General features: G+C 62.5%; 15 protein-coding genes and 2 pseudogenes. 5 read left to right on the top strand and 12 right to left on the bottom strand.

The features are described 5' to 3' along the window. The first annotated feature begins 99 nt into the window (after positions 1 to 99). Positions 100 to 660 carry an SH3 domain-containing protein gene (locus AC0L24_RS12985; RefSeq protein ID WP_127267923.1) on the top strand — a complete coding sequence of 187 codons (561 nt, stop codon included), beginning with the start codon at positions 100 to 102 and terminating at the stop codon, positions 658 to 660. Positions 661 to 728: 68 nt separating this feature from the next. On the opposite strand, the gene AC0L24_RS12980 is transcribed toward AC0L24_RS12985, so the two are convergent. After that, a complete protein-coding gene (locus AC0L24_RS12980) occupies positions 729 to 893 on the bottom strand; it encodes a DUF4260 family protein (protein WP_473563778.1) in 165 nt (54 codons plus the stop codon). Between the two features lie 19 nt (positions 894 to 912). Then, positions 913 to 1,344, bottom strand: coding sequence for an iron response transcriptional regulator IrrA (gene irrA / locus AC0L24_RS12975; protein ID WP_024503471.1), 432 nt, complete (start codon positions 1,342 to 1,344; stop codon positions 913 to 915). A gap of 243 nt (positions 1,345 to 1,587) precedes the next feature. Between irrA and fabA the strand changes: the two genes are divergently transcribed. From fabA to AC0L24_RS12955, 4 genes are all read left to right on the top strand, one after another. Beyond that, positions 1,588 to 2,103: a 3-hydroxyacyl-[acyl-carrier-protein] dehydratase FabA gene (gene fabA, locus AC0L24_RS12970; protein WP_013527885.1), complete on the top strand. Its 516-nt coding sequence runs from the start codon at positions 1,588 to 1,590 to the stop codon at positions 2,101 to 2,103. A gap of 50 nt (positions 2,104 to 2,153) precedes the next feature. After that, entirely contained in the window at positions 2,154 to 3,374 is a 1,221-nt protein-coding gene (gene fabB / locus AC0L24_RS12965; RefSeq protein ID WP_127318969.1) for a beta-ketoacyl-ACP synthase I, read from the top strand. A 13-nt stretch (positions 3,375 to 3,387) separates the two neighbouring features. After that, complete coding sequence (fabI, locus tag AC0L24_RS12960) at positions 3,388 to 4,200, top strand: enoyl-ACP reductase FabI (protein ID WP_127398611.1); 813 nt, start codon at positions 3,388 to 3,390, stop codon at positions 4,198 to 4,200. 206 nt (positions 4,201 to 4,406) lie between these two features. Then, positions 4,407 to 5,951 (top strand): putative bifunctional diguanylate cyclase/phosphodiesterase, encoded by a 1,545-nt coding sequence (locus AC0L24_RS12955; RefSeq protein ID WP_127807962.1) that lies wholly within the window; start codon positions 4,407 to 4,409, stop codon positions 5,949 to 5,951. Positions 5,952 to 5,966: 15 nt separating this feature from the next. Here AC0L24_RS12955 and AC0L24_RS12950 read toward each other — a convergent pair whose 3' ends face one another. The 10 genes and pseudogenes from AC0L24_RS12950 to nusA all read right to left on the bottom strand — a co-directional run bounded on the left by AC0L24_RS12950 (position 5,967) and on the right by nusA (position 17,535). After that, positions 5,967 to 6,986 carry a class I SAM-dependent methyltransferase gene (locus AC0L24_RS12950; protein WP_127398864.1) on the bottom strand — a complete coding sequence of 340 codons (1,020 nt, stop codon included), beginning with the start codon at positions 6,984 to 6,986 and terminating at the stop codon, positions 5,967 to 5,969. A gap of 106 nt (positions 6,987 to 7,092) precedes the next feature. Next, positions 7,093 to 9,240 carry a polyribonucleotide nucleotidyltransferase gene (gene pnp, locus AC0L24_RS12945; protein ID WP_127318977.1) on the bottom strand — a complete coding sequence of 716 codons (2,148 nt, stop codon included), beginning with the start codon at positions 9,238 to 9,240 and terminating at the stop codon, positions 7,093 to 7,095. Positions 9,241 to 9,516: 276 nt separating this feature from the next. Then, entirely contained in the window at positions 9,517 to 9,828 is a 312-nt protein-coding gene (rpsO, locus tag AC0L24_RS12940) for a 30S ribosomal protein S15 (RefSeq protein ID WP_269470859.1), read from the bottom strand. A 140-nt stretch (positions 9,829 to 9,968) separates the two neighbouring features. After that, positions 9,969 to 11,063 (bottom strand): magnesium/cobalt transporter CorA, encoded by a 1,095-nt coding sequence (gene corA / locus AC0L24_RS12935; RefSeq protein ID WP_127270701.1) that lies wholly within the window; start codon positions 11,061 to 11,063, stop codon positions 9,969 to 9,971. A gap of 44 nt (positions 11,064 to 11,107) precedes the next feature. Further along, positions 11,108 to 11,347, bottom strand: a pseudogene (truB, locus tag AC0L24_RS12930) (tRNA pseudouridine(55) synthase TruB); the annotation flags it as partial. Positions 11,348 to 11,448: 101 nt separating this feature from the next. Beyond that, a pseudogene (truB, locus tag AC0L24_RS12925) lies at positions 11,449 to 12,118 on the bottom strand (tRNA pseudouridine(55) synthase TruB); the annotation flags it as partial. Beyond that, on the bottom strand, positions 12,118 to 12,558 hold the full coding sequence (gene rbfA, locus AC0L24_RS12920) for a 30S ribosome-binding factor RbfA (RefSeq protein WP_127807964.1): 441 nt from the start codon (positions 12,556 to 12,558) through the stop codon (positions 12,118 to 12,120). The pseudogene truB (AC0L24_RS12925) and the gene rbfA, both read right to left, overlap by 1 nt. 125 nt (positions 12,559 to 12,683) lie before the next feature. Further along, positions 12,684 to 15,254: a translation initiation factor IF-2 gene (infB, locus tag AC0L24_RS12915; protein WP_127294040.1), complete on the bottom strand. Its 2,571-nt coding sequence runs from the start codon at positions 15,252 to 15,254 to the stop codon at positions 12,684 to 12,686. Then, complete coding sequence (locus AC0L24_RS12910) at positions 15,251 to 15,901, bottom strand: RNA-binding protein (protein ID WP_023811407.1); 651 nt, start codon at positions 15,899 to 15,901, stop codon at positions 15,251 to 15,253. The genes infB and AC0L24_RS12910 overlap by 4 nt, the downstream gene beginning before the upstream one ends. Positions 15,902 to 15,939: 38 nt before the next feature. After that, positions 15,940 to 17,535, bottom strand: a complete 1,596-nt coding sequence (gene nusA / locus AC0L24_RS12905) for a transcription termination factor NusA (RefSeq protein ID WP_013527896.1) — start codon at positions 17,533 to 17,535, stop codon at positions 15,940 to 15,942. Positions 17,536 to 17,542: the final 7 nt, after the last annotated feature.

Here is a 17,542-nt window from a genome sequence, read left to right as displayed (position 1 = left end):
CCGGTCGCGGTGCCGATTACTCCCTGTAACAAGCGGTGCCGCCGAAGACAAAGAAAAAGGGGCGCCGAGGCCGATGGGCAAGCGCCGAAAGGAATGAAAGTGTCTGGTTTCGCGTCGCTTCGCCTGACCCTCAGCGCAGCATTTCTCGGCGCTCTGCTTTATTCTCCGCTTGCCGTGGCGCAGAGTGCCGCTGCACCTGCCCAGGGCGTCGTCACGCTTGGTCCGAGTGGCCTGCCGCTGCCGCGCTTCGTCAGCCTGAAATCCGGCCGTGTCAACTCGCGCGTCGGTCCCGGGGCCAACTACTCGGTCGACTGGATGTATATGAAGGCCGGCCTGCCGATGGAGATCATCCAGGAATTCGACACATGGCGCCGCGTGCGCGATGCCGATGGTTCGGAAGGCTGGATCAACCAGTCGCTGCTTTCCGGCCGGCGCACTGCAATCGTTGCCCCGTGGCAGCGCGGCAAGGGTGCCCAGATCAACCTTCTCAACAGCCCCAACAAGGACGCAAGGGTGGTCGCGATGGTCGAGCCGGGCGTCATGGGCACGATCAAATCCTGCGACGGCCAGTGGTGCGAAATGACATTCGATGGCCACACAGGCTGGCTTGCCCAGTCGATCGTCTGGGGCGCCTATCCCGGCGAACGGGTCAAGGACTGATTCTTGACCCAGAATCTTAACCCCGATCCCTCACGGCCCGGTTTGGGTGTGTTGAAATTCAGGTCAGCCTAGCGCCCGATACGGCCGAGATGGGTGTCCTGAAAGCCGGTTGGCAGCTTCAGGCCATGGGCCAGCGCACGGTCGATGGCGATGTGCGCGATCCAGATCAGCGCAACCGCCATCGCGGCCGCATTGCCCCACATGTGCCCGCCGAGCAGCAACAGCACGGGCACGGTAAGGGGGCCTCGCCGGTCATTCTCGGCGTTTGGGGCGCAGCCTCACCACGATATCGACATTGGCGATCTCCATCCCTTCCGGCGGCTCCGGCAGGTTGGCGACCGTCACCGGACCACTGTCGATGTCGAATATGCGGTTTTCGCCTTCGATGTAGAAATGGTGGTGGTCGGAGGTGTTGGTGTCGAAATAGGTTTTCGCGCCCTCGACGGCGAGGATGCGCAAAAGTCCCGCCTGGGTGAACTGGTGAAGGGCATTGTAGACGGTGGCCAGCGACACCGGCACGCCGGCGGCAACCGCCTCCTCGTGCAGTTCCTCGGCCGACAGATGCCGGTCGCCCTTGGCGAAAAGCAGATCGGCCAGCGCAATGCGCTGACGCGTCGGCCTCAGGCCAGCTTCACGGACCCGCTTGTCCACAGCGACATTTTCCTTCCGGCCGTCCAGGTCCATCTTCTCGTCGAACCCCACAGTTCCGCCCCAAGACACGCCCAGAATGGCAAAAAAATGAACGTCTGCCGAAACCGGACCTCTCAGGACATATATTCTGTCGTCCGAATGCGATCAATAGCGCGCATTGACCCAGGCAGACGAGCAGGTTAAGCGCAAACGCCGGTTTCCGGCCTGAAACAGATTGTGTTAGGAAACCAACGACAAGGGCACCCGATAGCCCGGAACGATATGGGGATGAGATTGATGGCGGGTAAATCCAGCTACGAGTACGACGAATTGCTGGCCTGCGCCCGCGGCGAACTGTTCGGACCGGGCAACGCCCAGCTTCCCTATCCGCCGATGCTGATGTTCGACCGCATCACCGAGATCAGCGAGACGGGCGGCGCCTTCGAGAAGGGTTTCATCCGCGCGGAGTTCGACATCAAGCCGGACCTGTGGTTCTTTGCCTGCCATTTCATCGGCAATCCGATCATGCCGGGGTGCCTCGGCCTCGACGCCATGTGGCAATTGACGGGCTTCTATCTTGGCTGGCTGGGCGAACCCGGCAAGGGGATGGCGCTGTCGACCGGTGAAGTGAAATTCAAGGGCATGGTCACGCCCTCGGTGAAGAAGGTCGAATATGGCATCGACTTCAAGCGCGTGATGCGGGGCCGGCTGGTGCTCGGCATCGCCGATGGCTGGCTGAAGGCGGATGGCGAACCCATATACGCGGCAACGGATTTGAAAGTCGGTCTGTCCAAGCAGTCGGCGGTTGGCTGACCGGCATCCCTGGCCAGCTCTCTGGCCAGCACCCCTGGAAGGAGTTGCGAATGAGACGTGTCGTAGTCACAGGCATCGGCATTGTGTCGTCGATCGGCAACAATGCCAACGAGGTGCAGACCTCTCTGCATGACGCCAGATCCGGCATCAGCTTCTCCGATTCCTTCGCCGAACACGGCTTCCGCTGCCAGGTCTGGGGAGCGCCGACGCTCGATCCATCGGCCATGATCGACCGCCGTGCGATGCGCTTCCTGAGCCAGGGGGCTGCCTGGAACCATGTCGCCATGGATCAGGCGATCGCGGATGCGGGCCTCGGCGAGAGCGACATCACCAATGAGCGCACCGGCATCGTCATGGGATCGGGCGGGCCATCCACCCGCACCATCGTCGAAGCTGCCGAAACGACGCTGAAGAACGGCAGTCCCAAGCGCATCGGTCCGTTCGCGGTGCCGAAGGCAATGTCGTCGACTGCATCGGCGACGCTTGCCACCTGGTTCAAGATCCACGGCGTCAACTACTCGATCTCGTCGGCCTGTTCGACCTCGGCGCATTGCATCGGCAATGGCTATGAATTGATCCAGTGGGGCAAGCAGGACATCATCTTTGCCGGCGGCCACGAGGATCTCGACTGGACGATGTCGGACCTGTTCGACGCCATGGGCGCGATGTCGTCGAAATTCAACGACAAGGCATCGACCGCTTCCCGCGCCTATGACGCCAATCGGGACGGCTTCGTCATCGCCGGGGGCGCCGGGGTGCTGGTGCTGGAAGAGCTTGAGCATGCCAAAGCGCGCGGCGCGAAAATCTATGCCGAGATCGTTGGCTATGGCGCGACGTCGGATGGTCACGACATGGTTGCCCCTTCAGGCGAGGGCGCGGTCCGCTGCATGCGCCAGGCGCTGGCCACGGTTTCCACACCGGTCGACTACATCAACACCCATGGTACCTCGACGCCGGTGGGAGATTCCAAGGAAATGGGCGCGATCCGCGAGGTGTTCGGCTCAGAGATGCCGTATATCACCTCGACGAAGTCGCTGACCGGCCATTCGCTGGGCGCGGCTGGCGTGCAGGAATCCATCTATTCGATCCTGATGATGCAGGGCGGCTTCATCGGCGAAAGCGCACATATCGAGACCCTCGACCCCGAATTCGAGGGCATGCCGATCGTGCGAAAGCGCATCGACGACGCCAGGATCGACACTGTCTTGTCCAATTCGTTCGGCTTCGGCGGCACCAACGCCACGCTCGTTTTCCAGCGCTATTCCGCATAAGGATTTGCCGGCCATGGACGGATTGATGAAGGGCAAGCGCGGGCTTGTCATGGGTGTCGCCAACGATCATTCGATCGCCTGGGGCATCGCCCGGAAATTATCCGAACATGGGGCGGAACTCGCCTTCACCTATCAGGGTGATGCCTTCGGACGCCGGGTCAGGCCGCTGGCCGACAAGCTCGGCGCCTCGCTGGTCGTGCCGTGCGACGTCGAGGACAGCGATTCTGTCGCGGCCACGTTCGAGACTCTGGGCAAGGAATGGGGCGGGCTGGATTTCGTCGTCCACGCCATTGGCTTTTCCGACAAGAACGAGCTGAAAGGCCTCTACGCCGACACCAGCCGGGACAATTTCGTCCGCACCATGGTGATCTCCTGCTACTCCTTCACCGAGGTCGCCCGCCATGCGGCCACCTTGATGAAGGACGGCGGATCGATGATCACGCTGACCTATGCGGGGTCGGTCCGCGTCATGCCGAACTACAATGTCATGGGCGTCGCCAAGGCAGGGCTTGAGGCGAGTGTCCGGTATCTTGCGAACGACTACGGTCCGCGCGCCATCAGGGTGAACGGCATATCGGCTGGACCGGTGCGCACGCTTGCCGGCGCCGGCATTTCCGATGCGCGCCACATGTTTTCCTACCAGCAGCGAAACTCGCCGCTGCGCCGCACGGTGACCATCGACGAGGTCGGCGGCTCGGCGCTTTATCTGTTGTCGGATCTGTCTTCCGGGGTTACCGGCGAAATCCACTATGTCGATTCCGGCTATCATATCGTTTCCATGCCGACGCTCGACGAATTGAAGCAGACCGACGGCGGACGAGACTAACGCCTTCCGGCCAAAGGTGCGCGACGGTTTTGAAATGGCGGACATTTGAAGACACGAAGCTTAAAGCGCGCCAACTGAATCGTTTCAGCGCCAGGCGCATTGATCCGCTCAAGAAATACTTTCGGTCCAATAAAATTGGATTCATTCGCGGAAACTCATTTTAAGGAGATATCCGCTAGAAAGCCCCGTACTCAGGGGAACTTTCAATGCTCGCCGTCAGCAACCCGAAGCGAACACCGGTGTTCCGACTGCTCACCATAGCGAGTTCGGGTCTCGGCAGTTTCGTCCTCGGGCTCTGGGGCCTGAAGCTCGGTCTCGGCGATGGTTTTGCCGGCATCTCCGCGGACTTGATGGTCCCGGTGATGGCCGCTCTTTGCGCACTGGCGGCGTCGGTCGCCGCGATGTCCTTCTTCGCCGGCGTCGATGAATCGGCGGATTTCGTCTTCACGGAAACCCATTTCGACAAGCTGACCGGCCTGGTGGCACGCCCGGCGATGGTCGGCAAGATTGCCGAGGCGGCATGCGCGACCAGCCGGACCGGCGAGCCGATGTTCCTCATCGATATCGACATCGACCGCTTCAAGCAGATCAATGACGCCATCGGCTACAGCCAGGGCGACGAGTTGATCCGCGCCTTCACCAAGCGCTTGAAGACGTGCGTGCCACCGCGCGCGCTGATCGGACGCATCGGCGCCGGTGAATTCGCGATCCTGCTGCCCGACAATCAAGTCTCAGGGTCCTTGGAAAGCACCATAGAGAGACTCATCGACGAGATGATGGAGCCCTATGATCTCGGTACGCACCTGCAATCGGTCAGCCTGTCGGTCGGCATCGTGGCGATGCCAAAGGACGGCGTCGATCCGGTCCTCATCCTGCGCCGCTCCAATCTGGCGCTGCAGAACGCGCGCGCCAGCGGCGTCGGCAACTGGTCGGTCTTCCATGCCGAAATGGGCAGGGTCGCCGACCATCGCCAATGGATCGAATCCGAACTGCACATAGCCTTCGAGCGTGGTGACTTCGACCTTCATTACCAGCCGCAGCTCGATCTCCCGACCGGCCGCATCGTCGGGTATGAAGCGCTTATCCGCTGGCGGCATCCGGAACGCGGGATGATCCCGCCGATGGAGTTCATTCCGATCGCCGAGGAAACCGGCATGATCGGCCCGATCGGCGAATGGGTGCTGCGCAAAGCCTGCAGCGACGCCCGGCATCTGCCCGACGATTGCTTCGTCGCCGTCAACATCTCGCCCGTGCAGTTCATGACCAAGGACTTCGTCGGCATCGTGCGCGACGCCATGACGAGCACCGGCATCAAGCCGTCGCGGCTGGAGCTGGAAGTGACCGAGACGGCGATGATGCAGGACCGCGACCGCGCCGCCGCCATCCTGAAGGAGCTTGCGGATATGGGCATCTCGGTCGCCGTCGACGATTTCGGTACCGGCTATTCCAATTTGAGCTACCTGATCGATTTCTCGTTCGGCAAGCTGAAGATCGACCGGTCCTTCGTCAGCCGCCTCGACACCGATTCCAGCTCGGGTGCGGTCGTCTCGACCATCGTCGGGCTGTCGCGCGCGCTCGGCGTCAGCATCATTGCCGAAGGTGTCGAGACCGAAAGCCAGGCGACGCTGCTCAGGGCGGCCGGCTGCGAGGTGGTGCAAGGCTATCTTTACGGCAGGCCGGCCCCCCTCAAGATCAGGGTCGGCGACGTGCATGTCACCGATGAGGTCCGACGCGTCGCCAATCTGCATTGAACGCGGTGCATTGTATCAACGACGAGCGACAAGCACCTTGAACATGCCATCGCGGGCGAGTTCGGCATGGCTCGAAAAGGCGGCCGCCAGGATCGGCTCATAGGGAAGCTGGCGGTTGGCGACCATGAACAGCCGCCCACCCGGCTTCAAGGCCTTGGCCGCCGCGCGGATCATGCCGGCGCCGATCTCCGGCTCGGCCGCCCGACTACGGTGAAAGGGCGGGTTCATGGCAATCGCGTCGTAGCGCTTCTCGACAGGTTCCTTCAGCAGATCGATCCAGAAGAAGTTTCTGGCGATCGACTGGGTGACCCCTGCCAGATTGAGCTTCGCGGCTTCGAGCGAGGCGAAATCGGCCTCATAGAGGTCGAGCGCCGAAATGCCCGGTGAGCGGACGGCGATCTCGGCAGCCAGATACCCCCAGCCGGCGCAGAAATCGGCAATGTTGCCACGCAGATCATTGGGCAGGTTCTCGACCAGCAATTTGGAGCCGGTATCGATCCGGTCGAAGGAAAACATGCCGGGCCCGGTGGGGAACCGGTTTTCAACCAGCAGAGCGGGATTGGCGGCGCGCAGTTCTTCCGCGGCGGCGAGGTCCGCGGGACGGCGTAACCAGAAGGCGATGCCGTGATATTTTGGCAGATGGCCCTCCAGCGGCACAAGTTCGCCGACGCGCTTGCGCAGGCTGGCAATGCCATCATCCTTGCCGCCGCCAACGACGACCAAGCCGCCCGGCGCCACACGCTCAAGCGCCTGCGCGAGGCGCACTTCGTTCAGACCCCGATGTCGCCCGGCCAGCACAAGTGCCATATCGAAGCCATCGCCTTCCACTTGCGCGGTGACGACGCAGCCAGACGCCTGCAGCGCGCTAAAATGCGGCCGAAAGCCCTGCACGAGGTGAAGCGTCGCCTCGAAGCCTTCAGGCAGGCGAAAACCCGGCTCAGCGCCGAGAAACAGCACGCGCTCGCCCTTTCCCGGCAAAGCAACAGCCTCGGCCTCGAAGGGATGGAAAAGCGTCTTCAACGGCTCGGCGGACATTGTTCGATCTCGACTTGTCTGGGCGATTTGAGAGTGAAAACCGGGGCTGAAATGAAAACGGGCGCGACATAAGCCGCGCCCGCTTCAATTCATGAACTCAAGACGTTCAGGCGGCGTTTTCTTCGCCTTCGGTCTTCTTGTCGCGGGCGAGTTCCTTGCCGGTGGCCTGGTCGACGACCTTCATCGACAGGCGGACCTTGCCGCGCTCGTCGAAGCCCATCAGCTTGACCCAGACCTTGTCGCCTTCCTTGACCACGTCCGAGGTCTTGGCGACCCGGTCGTTGGCAAGCTGCGAGATGTGGACGAGGCCGTCACGCGGACCGAAGAAGTTGACGAAAGCGCCGAAGTCGGCGGTCTTGACGACCGTGCCTTCGTAGATCTCGCCGACTTCCGGCTCAGCGACGATGGTGTGGATCCACTTCTTCGCCGCCTCGATCTCCTTGGCGTTGGACGAAGCGATCTTGACCGTGCCGTCGTCCTCGATGTTGATCTTGGCGCCGGTCTTTTCGACGATCTCGCGGATCACCTTGCCGCCCGAGCCGATCACGTCACGGATCTTGTCGGTCGGGATGTGCATCACTTCGATGCGCGGTGCGAACTCACCCAGTTCCGAACGCGCGCCGGTCAGAGCATGCGCCATTTCGCCGAGGATGTGCTGGCGGCCATCCTTGGCCTGGTCCAGCGCGATCTTCATGATCTCCTCGGTGATGCCTTCGATCTTGATATCCATCTGCAGCGAGGTGATGCCGTTCGCGGTGCCGGCGACCTTGAAGTCCATGTCGCCGAGGTGATCCTCATCACCAAGGATGTCGGACAGAACGGCGAAACGCTCGCCTTCCTTGATCAGGCCCATGGCGATACCGGCGACCGGCTTTGCCAGCGGCACGCCGGCATCCATCAGCGCCAGCGAGGTGCCGCAGACGGTGGCCATCGACGACGAACCGTTGGACTCGGTGATCTCCGAGACGACGCGCAGAGTGTAGGGGAACTGGTCGGCACTCGGCAGCATCGGGCGAATGGCGCGCCAGGCGAGCTTGCCATGGCCGATTTCGCGGCGGCCCGGCGAACCCATGCGGCCGGTCTCTCCGACGGAGTAGGGAGGGAAGTTGTAGTGAAGAAGGAACTTCTCCTTGTACATGCCGGTCAGCGAATCGACATACTGCTCGTCCTCGCCGGTGCCGAGCGTGGCAACGACCAGCGCCTGGGTCTCGCCGCGGGTGAACAGCGCCGAACCGTGGGTGCGTGGCAGGACGCCGACTTCAGAGACGATCTTGCGGACTGTCTTCAGGTCACGGCCATCGATGCGCGAACCGGTGTCGAGGATGTTCCAGCGCACGACCTTGGCCTGGAGTTCCTTGAATACCGAACCGATCTGCTCGGAGGTGTACTTGGCATCTTCGCCTTCGGCCGGGGCAAACGCTGCCTTGACCTTCGCCTTGACGGCATCGACGGCGGCGTAACGCTTCTGCTTGTCGACGTTCTTGTAGGCATTGCTGAGTTCGTCACCGACGATCTTCAGCATCTCGGCTTCAAGGGCGGAATAATCCGGCGCGGTGAAGTCGCGCGGCTCCTTGGCGGCGACTTCGGCCAGCTTGATGATGGCGTCGATGACCGGCTGGAAGCCCTTGTGGCCGAACATGACGGCGCCGAGCATCAGCTCTTCGCCCAATTCCTTGGCCTCGGACTCAACCATCAGCACGGCGTCGGTGGTGCCGGCGACGATCAGGTCGAGCTTCGATTCCTGCATCTCGTCGACATGCGGGTTGAGCACGTATTCGCCGTTGATATAGCCTACGCGGGCGCCGCCGATCGGGCCCATGAAGGGCACGCCCGAGAGCGTCAGGGCAGCCGAGGTGGCCACGATCGACAGGATGTCGGGATCGTTCTCGAGGTCATGCTGGACGACGGTGACGACGATCTGCGTGTCGTTCTTGTAGCCGGAGGCGAAGAGCGGGCGGATCGGGCGGTCGATGAGGCGGGAAACCAGCGTTTCCTTCTCGCTCGGACGGCCTTCACGCTTGAAATAGCCACCCGGGATCTTGCCGGCGGCGTAGGTCTTTTCCTGGTAGTTGACGGTCAGCGGGAAGAAATCGAGGCCGGGCTTCGGCTCCTTCATCGAAACGACGGTGGCGAGAACCTTGGTCTCGCCGTAGGTGGCGAGCACCGCGCCGTCAGCCTGGCGTGCGATCTTGCCGGTTTCGAGGATGAGCGGACGGCCGCCCCATTCGATTTCCACTTTGTGGTGATTGAACATGTCTTGTCCTTAATATGAGGAAAGGGCCGCGCCGTTTCACGGTGCGCGGATGCCCTTTCCCTGGCTTCCTTTCTCGGGCAGCCACGGGCAAGACAACGGGAAGCTCGGGTGATTTCGGCGCACTGCGCGCGCGAGCGTCCTGCAATCCTGCCCCATGACCGTCCATGGGCGGTTTCGAGTGCCCTCTGCACGATCGAAACCGGGTCTGGCCAGTCGATACGACTGGCAGAATGCGCGACCGGCGGGCTCTCCTTCGAAAGCCCGCCGGTCAATTCGTCAACGACGCAGACCGAGCTTCTCGATCAGCGTCTGGTAGCGCGCGTCGTCCTTGCGCTTGAGATAATCAAGCAGGCTGCGGCGCTGGGAGACGAGAGCAAGCAGACCACGGCGGGAATGGTTATCCTTCTTGTGGTCCTTGAAATGGTCGGTCAGGTTCTTGATGCGCTCGGAAAGGATGGCCACCTGGACTTCCGGAGACCCGGTATCGCCCTTGGCGGTTGCGAATTCACCCATCAATTCCTGTTTGCGCTCGGCAGTAATCGACATCGTGTTTTTCCTTATCTGTTTGAGGAAACGGGTCGCCCTCAGCCGGGATGTCGTCCAGCAGGGGCCGGTGCAAGCAAAGCGTCACAGCGCTATGCTGCGGCGCATATAGTGCAATTCCCCGGAAAACACCAGCCCAATTCACCAGCCGGCTTTTCAGGCCCAAAATGGCAGGTTTATCCTTGTCAAAGCCATTTCTTCCATTTGAAGAAGGCGATCAGCCCGAACGCGACAAGCGCCATGAACAGCAGCGACAAGGGATAGCCATAATAGGCCTTCAGTTCCGGCATGTTCCAGGGCGAAGACTCCGGGTCGAAATTCATGCCCCAGATGCCGACCAGGAAGGTGAGCGGCATGAAGATGACCGATACGATGGTGAGATAGCTGATGACGTCGTTGGTGCGCGCCTGGCTCAGCGACAGGTGCATTTCGATCAGGCCGGTCAGCATGTCGCGCTGGGTTTCGACCAGTTCGATCAGCCGCAGCGCATGGTCGAGCGTGTCGTTGAGGAAGATCTTGGTCTCGGCCTTCACATAGGGCACATCGTTGCGGATCAGCGTCGCCAGCGCATCGCGCATCGGCCAAAGCACGCCTTTCAGCACGTTGGCGTCGCGCCGCAATTCATGCAGTTGCCGCATCTGATGCTTGTGCGGCGAATGCAGCATCTCGTCCTCGATGCTGTCGACCGTATCGCCGGCGGCCTCGATCGGCGGAAAGTAGCTATCGACGATGGCATCGATCAGCGCATAGGCGAGGTAATCGGCACCGCGGGCGCGCAGCCGGTTGGGCGCCGAACTTTCGATGCGCTTGCGCACCGGATCGAACGGATCGCCTTCCCGCTCCTGGAAGGTGACGACGAAGTTGCTGCCGAAGAAGACGGCGATCTGCTCATAGCGATGCGAGGTGACGTCGTCGATCATCCTGACGACGACGAAGGCATGGTCCTCGAAGAAGTCGACCTTCGGCCGCTGGCCGGTGTTGACGACGTCCTCCAGCGCCAGCGGATGCAGGCTGAAAATGCGGCCGATTTCCTCGATCAGCGGGATGTTGGCGAGGCCGGTGCAGTCGAGCCAGAGGACCGGCCATTTGTCGCAATGGGTGTTGAGGTCGTCGATGCTGGCATTTTCGATGGTCTTGAATTTTTCGGGCGAGATCAGCGTCAGCCTGAGTTCGCTGCGACGCGCCGAGGGGTCGGCGATCAGCGTGCCAGGCGACGCACCGACCGGCGGCCGGCGCGTTTTCACCGGCGCCCGTTTGTTCACCGCTTCGGCCTTTGCCATGTGCCCCTCGAGCGTAGAGTCGAACTGAAGTTAGACGAGAGCCGTCACCCGGCAAAGACCCGCTTGGGCTTGAACATGCCTTGCTCGATGGCACCGATGGCGACCAGCTTGCCGCGCGCCGTGGCGCAGGCTTCCTCGGCTTCCACCGGTGCATCGCGGCCGCGGATGATGACTGGGTTGCCAAGGCGGATCTTGGTCGCCGCATCGTCGCTGATGGCGATCTGCGGCAGGCAATCGAGGGCAGCCGATGTGTCGACCAGGAGCGCATCGATGGCATCGAAGTCGATTGGCACTTCCACCTTGTCGGCAGCCTCTGCCGTGTCGGCGGCTACCGTAGCGTCGGCGATATCAATCGCGTCCGCGTTTCCCTCCACCACGCCGAAACGGGCAGCTTCCAACTCGGCGATGGTAACGAAGTCCTCCGAGGTGAACGGTTCGACCTCGACCCGGCGCAATTCGCTGATATGGCCGAAACAGCCCATGTCGCGGCCCATGTCGCGGGCCAGCGAGCGCACATAGGTGCCCTTGCCGCATTCGACCTCGAAAACAGTGTGGTCGGCGCCATGCTCGACAACGTCCAGACGGCCGATCTCGATCTCTCGCGCGGGTATGTCGACCGTCGCACCGTCGCGGGCCAGATCATAGGCGCGCTCGCCGGCGATCTTGATGGCCGAGAATTGCGGCGGCGTCTGCATGATGACGCCGGTGTATTTCGGCAGCAGGGCGAGCACCTCGGCTTCCGACGGACGCAGATCGGACTCCTTCGTCACCGGACCTTCGAGGTCATCGGTGGAGCGCTCCTGCCCCCATGCGACGGTGAAGCGATAGATCTTGGCGCCGTCCTGCACGTAGGGAACGGTCTTGGTGGCCTCGCCAAGCGCGATCGGCAGCATGCCGGACGCCAGCGGGTCGAGCGTGCCGGCATGGCCGGCCTTTTCGGCCTGGAACAGCCATTTGATCTTGGAGACGGCTTCGGTCGAGCCCATGCCGACCGGCTTGTCCAGGATCAGCCAGCCCGAGATCGGCCGGCCCTTCTTCTTGCCGCGGCGCGCCACTATTCGGTGTCCTTGTTGTCGTCTTTGTCCTGGTGCGCGTTTTGCTGGTCCTCAGGATCCAGATCGCGCGCCACTTCCGGCGATTTCAAGAGGTCGTTTATCTTGGCGAAATTGTCGAAGGAGGTGTCGAGCTTGAAGCGAAACTCCGGCATGAATTTCATCTGCCGCAGCGCGCCGGAGACACGGCCACGGATGAATTTCGCATGCTTGTTCAGCGCCTCGACCACCGCATCGGTATCCTTGGCGCCGAGTGGCGAAACGAAAGCGGTAGCGACCTTCAAATCGGGCGACATGCGCACTTCCGAGACCGACACCACGGTGTTCTCGATCAGCGGATCGATGATCTCGCCGCGCTGCAGGGTTTCGGACAGCGCATGGCGCACCTGTTCGGCGACGCGCAGCATGCGCTGGGATGGGCTGGATGTGGTTGGACGGGGCATTTTTCTCTATCCTGAAGCGTGAGGCGCGGGATGGGACCGTGCCGCATGTCTCATATGGGTCGTTCTCAATAGACCTCGGGCGGCGGCCTTTCGGCCACCGCCCGGTATGGACAAGTCACTCGAACTCAGAGTGTCCGGGTCACCATCTCGACGCGGAAGCACTCGATGACGTCGCCGACGCGCATGTCTTCGTAGTTCTGGAAGGCCATGCCGCACTCCTGGCCGCCGGGGACTTCCGAAACTTCGTCCTTGAAGCGCTTCAGGGTCTTCAGCGTCCCTTCGTGGATGACGACGTTGTCACGGATCAGGCGCACACCCGCGCCACGCTCGACCTTGCCTTCGGTGACACGGCAGCCGGCGATCTTGCCGACCTTGGTGATGTCGAAGATCTCGAGGATCTGCGCGTTGCCGATGAAGGTCTCGCGACGCTCCGGCGACAGCAGGCCCGACAGAGCCGCCTTCACGTCATCCACGAGGTTGTAGATGATCGAGTAGTAGCGGATCTCGATGCCAGCCGCCGCTGCGGCGGCACGCGCCTGGACGTTGGCGCGGACGTTGAAGCCGATGATCGCGGCACCCGAAGTCTCCGCCAGCGACACGTCGCTTTCGGTGATGGCGCCGGCGCCGGCATGGACGATGCGCGCACGCACTTCGTCGGTGCCGAGTTTGTCGAGTGCGGCGTTGATCGCCTCGATCGAGCCCTGCACGTCGCCCTTGATGACCAGCGGAAATTCCTTCAGCCCGCTTGTCTGCAATTGCGACATCATCTGCTCGAGCGAACCGCGCTGGCCGGCATGCTTGGCAACCGCCTTCTCGCGCGCCAGCCGCTGGCGGTATTCGGTGATCTCGCGGGCACGGGCCTCGTTGTTGACCACGGCGAAGCGGTCGCCGGCCTGCGGTGTGCCCTGCAAGCCAAGCACTTCCACCGGCATCGCCGGCGGCGCTTCCTTGATCTGCACACCACGATCGTTGACCAGCGCACGCACCCGGCCCCATTCGTTGCCGGCAACGAGGATGTCGCCCGGCATCAGCGTGCCGGTCTGCACCAGCACGGTGGCGACGGGGCCACGGCCCTTGTCGAGCTGGGCTTCAATGACAACGCCTTCGGCGGTACGATCCGGATTGGCCTTCAGGTCGAGAATTTCGGCCTGCAGCAGGATCGCCTCGAGCAGCTTGTCGAGATTGGTGCCCTTGGTCGCCGACACTTCGACGTCCAGAACTTCACCGCCCATGGATTCGACGAAAACCTCGTGGCGCAGCAGTTCGGAGCGCACTTTCTGCGGATCGGCATCATGCTTGTCGATCTTGTTGATCGCCACGATGATCGGAACGCCGGCCGCCTTGGCATGGCTGATCGATTCGATCGTCTGCGGCATGACGCTGTCGTCGGCGGCAACCACCAGGATGGCAATGTCGGTCGCCTGGGCGCCACGAGCACGCATCGCCGTGAAGGCGGCGTGGCCGGGCGTGTCGATGAAGGTGATCTTGTGACCGTTCTTCTCGACCTGGTAGGCGCCGATATGCTGGGTGATGCCGCCGGCTTCGCCGGAGACGACATTGGCGTTGCGGATCGCGTCGAGCAGCGAGGTCTTGCCATGATCGACGTGACCCATGATCGTCACGACCGGCGGACGCGAAACCAGGTCCTCGGCATTGTCGGCGATGTTGAACAGGCCTTCCTCGATGTCGGACTCGGCGACGCGGCGGACCGTGTGGCCGAATTCGGTAGCAACCAGCTCGGCCGTGTCGGCATCGATGACGTCGCCCGGCTTCAGGATCTGGCCCTGCTTCATGAAGAACTTGACCAGATCGACCGCGCGCTCGGACATGCGTTGCGCCAGTTCCTGGATGGTAATGGTCTCTGGCAGGATCACTTCGCGCATGACTTTCTCGCGCGGCTCATTGTGCATCGCGCGCTTGAATTTTTCCTGGCGGCGACGCATCGACGACAGCGAACGGGCTCGCGCGTCTTCGTCGGACAATGCTGAATTCAGCGTCAGCTTGCCGCGGCGGCGGTCTTCCTCGGCCTTGGTCGGCTTGGCCGGACGCGCCACTTCGGGCGTGACCGGACGGCGCACCGGTGCGCCGGCACCAACACGCTTCGGCTTGGCCACTTCCTCGTCATCGACCGTTGCCAGTTCGGCAGCCAATGGCGCGCGTCGACGGGCCTCTTCCTCAGCCCGACGGCGGGATTCGGCCTCGGTCTGCAACCGCGCCTCTTCCTCGGCCTGGCGGCGTGCGGATTCATCGCGTTCGCGCTTGCGGCGCTCTTCGTCCTCGGCGCGACGCTTGGCATCCTCGGCGGCGCGCTGGCGGTCCTCGACCTCGCGAACCTTCGAGCCCTCGAGCGCCCTGCGGCGTGCTTCCATTTCACTGCGCGACAGCTCGTTCAGCACCATGCCGCTGCGTTCGACCGGGGCCGGTGGCGGTGGTGGCGCCTTCGGTGCTTCCGGCACGACGACGGGTGCGGCCACGACCGCCGGCTTCGGTGTGAAGACCGGGGCGGCAACAGGCTCCGGCTTGTCGCCGGGCATCGAGAACTTGCGCTTCTTGGTTTCGACGACGACCTGCTTGGTGCGGCCGTGCGAGAAGTTCTGGCGCACAGTGCCCTGTTCCATACCGGGGCGCTTCAGCGTCAAGGTCTTCTTCGGCGTCACACTCAGCGTATTGTCGTCACCCGATTTCGTATCGCTCATTCCATATCCTCTGCGGCATCATCTTCGTCAGCAACAGCCGCAAGCATTGCCAGATCGTCCGGGGAACCGCCCCGATACCGGTCGAGCGCAACCATGCGCTTCTGGACCGCCCTGCCCGCGTCTCCCGCGAGAACGGCAGCATGTATCACATTTGTACCCCCCAATGCCAAGCTCAACTCGGCCTCGGAGAAAAGTTTGTAGGCAAGGATGGCGGGCCCGCCGAGATGGACTGTCGCCCGTCGCGCCTGGCTGATCTTGCGCACGCCGTCATCGGACGCCTCGGTCGCGTGGAGCACGAAAAGCGCCAATCCGCCGCGAACAGCACTTTCGACCTTGGTAGCACCAAGCGAAATTGCGCCTGCCTTACGGGCAAGACCAAGCATGCCCAGAGCGTGCCTGGAAAGCAGCCCGTCGATCATGCCGCCAAGATCGGGCGGCACGACCACCTGTGCCTTGAAGGCGCGGGCAAAGAGGTTCTTCGCCGCAGCCTTGTCGATATGTAGGCGGTCGGCGCTCACCCAGCAACCGCGGCCGGGCAGATTTCTCTTGATGTCGGGAACGACGGCCGAATCCGGGCCGACGACGAACCGGATCAGATCATCCGGTTCGGCTTGTTTGCGCGTAACGATGCAGGTGCGATCGTTCATCTCGTCCAGGGGCGGGTTCGGTGCGATGCGGTTTCACCTCACGCACCAACGGCTTCGTCAGCCGAGACTTCTTCGGCTGCAAGCTCGTCTTCGGTGATCCAGCCGGCCTTGAGGCGGGCGGCCAGAACCATCTGTTCGGCGTCTGCGCGGGTCACGCCATGATTGGCCAGCACGCCCGGATAGACCTTTGTCTCGCCGTCCTTGCGTTCCTTCCAGCCGGTCAGGTCGTCGGCGGCATAGCCGGCGAAATCCTCGATCGTCTTCACGCCGTCCTCGCCAAGCGTCACCATCATGGCGGTGGTGACGCCGGGAATTTCGCGCAACTCGTCCGAAACACCGAGCGCCTTGCGCTTGTCATCGTGCTCGGCCTCGATCTTCTCCAGATATTCGCGGGCGCGGGTCTGGATTTCCGAAGCGGTGTCCTCGTCGAAACCGTCGATCGAGGCGATCTCGCCGGAATCGACATACGCGACTTCCTCGACGCTGGTGAAGCCTTCGGAGGCCAGCACCTGGCCGACCATCTCGTCGACGTCGAGGGCTTCCATGAACAGCGACGAACGCTCTACGAATTCCTTCTGGCGACGCTCGGATTCTTCGGCCTCGGTGAGGATGTCGATATCCCAACCGGTCAGCTGCGAAGCCAGACGCACGTTCTGGCCGCGGCGGCCGATGGCCAGCGACAGCTGGTCGTCGGGAACCACGACTTCGATGCGTTCGGCATCCTCGTCGAGCACGACTTTGGCGACTTCCGCCGGCTGCAGCGCGTTGACGATGAAGGACGCCGCCGAAGGCGACCACGGAATGATGTCGATCTTCTCGCCCTGCAATTCGCCGACGACGGCCTGGACGCGGCTGCCGCGCATGCCGACGCAGGCGCCGACCGGATCGATCGAGCTGTCGCGCGAGATGACGGCGATCTTGGCGCGCGAACCTGGGTCGCGGGCGACCGATTTTATCTCGATGATGCCGTCATAGATTTCCGGCACTTCCATGGTGAACAGCTTGGCCATGAACTGCGGGTGGGTACGCGACAGGAATATCTGCGGGCCGCGCTGCTCGCGGCGCACATCGTAGACATAGGCGCGGACGCGGTCGCCATATTTGTAGTTCTCGCGCGGGATCAGCTCATCGCGACGGATGATCGCTTCGCCGCGGCCGAGATCGACGATGACGTTGCCGTATTCGACGCGCTTGACGGTACCGTTGACGATCTCGCCGATGCGGTCCTTGTACTCGTCATACTGGCGGTCGCGTTCGGCCTCGCGGACCTTCTGCACGATGACCTGCTTGGCCGACTGGGCAGCGATGCGGCCGAAATCCATGGGCGGCAGCTGTTCGGCGATGAAGTCGCCGAGCTGGGCGTCGGGATTGCGCTCGCGAGCCGACGAAATGGCGATCTGCGTGGCGTAGTCATCGACCTTCTCGACCACTTCCATCAGCCGCTGCAGCTTCATCTCACCGGTGTTCGGGTTGATGTCGGCGCGGATGTTGGTCTCCTGACCGTAACGCGAGCGCGCCGCCTTCTGGATCGCATCGGCCATGGCGGCGATGACGATCGACTTGTCGATCGACTTTTCACGCGCGACCGCGTCGGCGATCTGCAGCAATTCAAGTCTGTTGGCGCTTACAACCATCGTTTTT

The organism is Mesorhizobium sp. WSM4809, assembly GCF_055811655.1.
This window is presented reverse-complemented; position numbering and strand designations above follow the sequence as displayed.

What these genes read in the sequence shown, in the direction of transcription:
- fabA (WP_013527885.1), top strand. Translation starts at nt 1,588, where the DNA reads ATGGCGGGTAAATCCAGCTACGAGTACGACGAATTGCTGGCCTGCGCC.
- AC0L24_RS12910 (WP_023811407.1), bottom strand. Translation starts at nt 15,901, where the DNA reads ATGAACGATCGCACCTGCATCGTTACGCGCAAACAAGCCGAACCGGAT.
- irrA (WP_024503471.1), bottom strand. Translation starts at nt 1,344, where the DNA reads ATGGACCTGGACGGCCGGAAGGAAAATGTCGCTGTGGACAAGCGGGTC.
- rbfA (WP_127807964.1), bottom strand. Translation starts at nt 12,558, where the DNA reads ATGCCCCGTCCAACCACATCCAGCCCATCCCAGCGCATGCTGCGCGTC.
- fabB (WP_127318969.1), top strand. Translation starts at nt 2,154, where the DNA reads ATGAGACGTGTCGTAGTCACAGGCATCGGCATTGTGTCGTCGATCGGC.
- nusA (WP_013527896.1), bottom strand. Translation starts at nt 17,535, where the DNA reads ATGGTTGTAAGCGCCAACAGACTTGAATTGCTGCAGATCGCCGACGCG.
- infB (WP_127294040.1), bottom strand. Translation starts at nt 15,254, where the DNA reads ATGAGCGATACGAAATCGGGTGACGACAATACGCTGAGTGTGACGCCG.
- AC0L24_RS12955 (WP_127807962.1), top strand. Translation starts at nt 4,407, where the DNA reads ATGCTCGCCGTCAGCAACCCGAAGCGAACACCGGTGTTCCGACTGCTC.
- fabI (WP_127398611.1), top strand. Translation starts at nt 3,388, where the DNA reads ATGGACGGATTGATGAAGGGCAAGCGCGGGCTTGTCATGGGTGTCGCC.
- AC0L24_RS12950 (WP_127398864.1), bottom strand. Translation starts at nt 6,986, where the DNA reads ATGTCCGCCGAGCCGTTGAAGACGCTTTTCCATCCCTTCGAGGCCGAG.
- corA (WP_127270701.1), bottom strand. Translation starts at nt 11,063, where the DNA reads ATGGCAAAGGCCGAAGCGGTGAACAAACGGGCGCCGGTGAAAACGCGC.
- pnp (WP_127318977.1), bottom strand. Translation starts at nt 9,240, where the DNA reads ATGTTCAATCACCACAAAGTGGAAATCGAATGGGGCGGCCGTCCGCTC.